This is a genomic window from Oligoflexus sp. (assembly GCF_035638955.1).
Taxonomy (GTDB): Bacteria; Bdellovibrionota_B; Oligoflexia; order Oligoflexales; family Oligoflexaceae; genus Oligoflexus.
This window is the reverse complement of record NZ_DASQYZ010000521.1, coordinates 1-2,847: the sequence shown is the minus strand read 5'-3', so window position 1 is coordinate 2,847 and position 2,847 is coordinate 1. Positions and strand designations below refer to the sequence as shown.

Sequence of the window (2,847 nt, the reverse complement as noted above, 5' to 3'; positions counted from 1 at the left end):
GTGATTCCCTTACCAAGTCAAAGAGAACTTGTCGAAAGATGGACGGCGCTGGCACATGACCTGGACATGATGAGCACTCAATTTCGTTTTCAAAATTGGACTTGTGCCGCATTGGAAGCAAATTCGCTTACTACTCTACTTTTGACAGCTGAGGCCGATGCCTACTTTGTCGCCCATGCATAAGATTGTAGGGATTGCCTGTTCTGGCTTTAGCGGTCATAATCGCCGAAATTTTCTGCAAGCGGCGGAAATGAATTGGCCGGAGTTCGATCTTCAGTTCGGTTGCTATTATTCGGATGGCCAGGGCCGCCCGGCTCTTACGACAAGGCTTCTGGCAGGACTTCATTATTTGAAATATGCCCATGATTTGAGTGACGAAGCCACTGTTCAGCAATATCTGGAAAACCCCTACTGGCAATACTTTTGTGGCAGCGAATACTTTGAACATGAACTCCCATGCAGGGCCCCGGAAAGAATGGCTATAAAATAGGCTGACATTTAAAATTATTGGGAAATTTCGAAATTACCGCTTATGTGAAAGCCTTGGCAATCAAGGTCTGATCAAATTGCGGGCATTCTTTCCGGGGCCCTGACTCCCATGGGCTCTGTCGCAAACATTTCGGAGGCTGAAATGAGTTTCTGAAGGGACCATTCCCCGGACGCAGTTATCCTGCGAGGGCGTAAAACTGCTCGAATGGAGTGGAGCCCTGAATATCGATCTGGCCTTTTTTGATCATGGCCATCATCTCAATGCCGGCAATCGTTTTCGCGGCTGACATGAAGGTTTTAAAACCGAGCATGGGCCTTGTCCTTTGCCTCACTCGCCTGTGATCCTGCTCGACGATATTATTGAGATACTTCACCTGCCGGAGCTTAATGTCAGTGGAATGTTCATGATTGAACGCCTTGAGGCCGGCGGCGTTTGCCCCTGATTTGTCTGCGTTGATTTTTTCCGGCACTCCATGCTGACGAACGGCCTTTTTCAAAAACCGCATGGCCGCTTTCTGATCACGCTTTGCTGCAAGGAGAAAGTCTATTGTATCGCCATCCTCGTCCACTGCGCGGTAAAGCCATTTGAGCTTTCCCTTGATCTTGATGGCCAGTTGAGTAGATCCCAGGAGTTTCACCCGGAACCCCTCTTAAAACCGGACGACCACAATCCGAATCAACCAGCGGCTGATGAGTTCCTGTAGGACTGAGCAAGTGACTGTTGTTGCGGAAGTTGTGATATCCAAGTTGAAGAGGAAAGAACCCATGATCATGAAGAAATCGAAAACCCTGCCTGTCCTGCTTGCTTGTCTAGCTGCCATCCACGCGCTGAGCGCCTGCGGCACTAGGCCCCAAAAAAGCGACCTTAATATAGTGGGCGGACGTCTCGTTTCTAGCCAGGATAATGGCCCTGAGAAAGTCTCCACGGTTGGCCTGAGCGGATGTACAGGAACCATAGTGGCACGCGATTTGATATCGACGGCGGCTCACTGTATAGAGAATGTTTTGCAGGATCCCTATGCGCTTTTTGGCGTCGATTTCGGCGGCAACGACCGCAAGGTAATTGCCATCGAAAGTTACAGTGTGAATCAAGCGTATTCAGGTCCTCAAAATGATTTGGCCTTGCTGAAGCTCGCCAAAAACATTCCCGCCGGGTATGCCCCCGTGAAGCTTCTTCCAGCCAGCATGCCTTTGAATCCCGGCGATGCCGTCCGTCAGGCAGGTTACGGCACTGACAATGAAGATTCTTTTGGTACCTTGCGGACAGTTAACAGTTTCTATGTTGGCCGGTCTCCCGGAGGTGCTTTACGGGTTGAGAATGGCAGAAAAGCTGCATGTAGCGGTGATTCCGGTGGACCTCTCTTTGTGCAGAAGAATGGTCAATGGTATACGGCTGGGATTCTATCTACTGCGGACTTTAACACGGCACAAAAATGTATTGGTGGCAATAATTATACGAGTGTAGCCCAAAACTACGATATGCTTCTTGATATGGCCCGTGAGCTTACGGGCCGCCAGGAGCCATTTGGTGCCGGCAGCGCAGCGCCCCCGAATTCGCCTCAACCAGAGAGCCCGGATGATTCGCAAAATCCAGCCGAATTTGAGGTTATCGGTCAAGTGACCGAACAGAATAATTTACTCAGCGTCCAGGTGAAAAATGTCTCGGGTCGAGTGGTAAGGAACTGCGAATTCACGTTAACACCCTTTCGTAATTTTCAGAATAGCTATTCCGTCTCGTATGATCTGACTCTCAAGGTCAGCGTGTCCGCTGTGGATCAAACGCATGCCCTGACCTTCCAGGACACTTTTGCTAGTGATAGCCGCCTTAGTGATATCCTTAAGTACACGATCGCAAAGAGCTGCCAGGAATAAGCAGGTCCCCGGAAAGAATGATTAAAAACTCATTCAAGGTCAGCGAGTCCGCTGTGGGTCAAACGCATGCCCTGACCTTCCAGGACCCTTGCGATAGCCGCCTTATTATTGAGGCGGGCATCACAGCCCACTAGATGTCGTGCGCCTCACGGCGCACAGGGCCCCGGAAAGAATGACTATAAAATAAGCTGATAGTTAAAATTATTGGGAAATTTCGAAACTACCGTGAACCTGAAGGCCTTGGCAATCAAGGCCTGCTTAAATTCCGGGCATTCTTTCCGGGGCCCTGCACGGCGCACGCTCTGTTGCAAAAATCTCTGGTTTTTTGCAACAGAGCCTCGCAAAGCCAGGGCCCCGGGGTGAGTAGACCCCCCGGATCGCTCCAGGGAGCCCCTCCTCAGAACGCAGCATGCGGATTTCCCGCACTACGCTCCCGATCATAGGTCACGTGTTCGCGCCCTTCGGGTTAGGAAACATGGAGGTGGT

2 protein-coding genes and 2 pseudogenes are annotated in these 2,847 nt (G+C 50.6%); 3 read left to right on the top strand and 1 reads right to left on the bottom strand.

Annotated features, from left to right (window positions below; all coding sequences use genetic code 11):
• Positions 1-183, top strand: a 183-nt coding sequence (locus VE954_RS43465) for a hypothetical protein (RefSeq protein WP_324965077.1), incomplete at its 5' end; no start/stop codon positions are given.
• A 58-nt stretch (positions 184-241) separates the two neighbouring features.
• Positions 242-457 (top strand): annotated as a pseudogene (locus VE954_RS43460) (transposase); the annotation flags it as partial.
• Between the two features lie 208 nt (positions 458-665).
• Here VE954_RS43460 and VE954_RS43455 read toward each other — a convergent pair.
• Positions 666-1,097: pseudogene (locus VE954_RS43455) on the bottom strand (IS6 family transposase); the annotation flags it as partial.
• 157 nt (positions 1,098-1,254) lie between these two features.
• Here VE954_RS43455 and VE954_RS43450 point away from each other — a divergent pair.
• Complete coding sequence (locus tag VE954_RS43450; RefSeq protein WP_324965072.1) at positions 1,255-2,361, top strand: S1 family peptidase; 1,107 nt, start codon at positions 1,255-1,257, stop codon at positions 2,359-2,361.
• Positions 2,362-2,847: the final 486 nt, after the last annotated feature.

Coding starts and splice junctions, on each gene's coding strand:
- VE954_RS43450 (WP_324965072.1), top strand. CDS start 1,255: ATGATCATGAAGAAATCGAAAACCCTGCCTGTCCTGCTTGCTTGTCTA.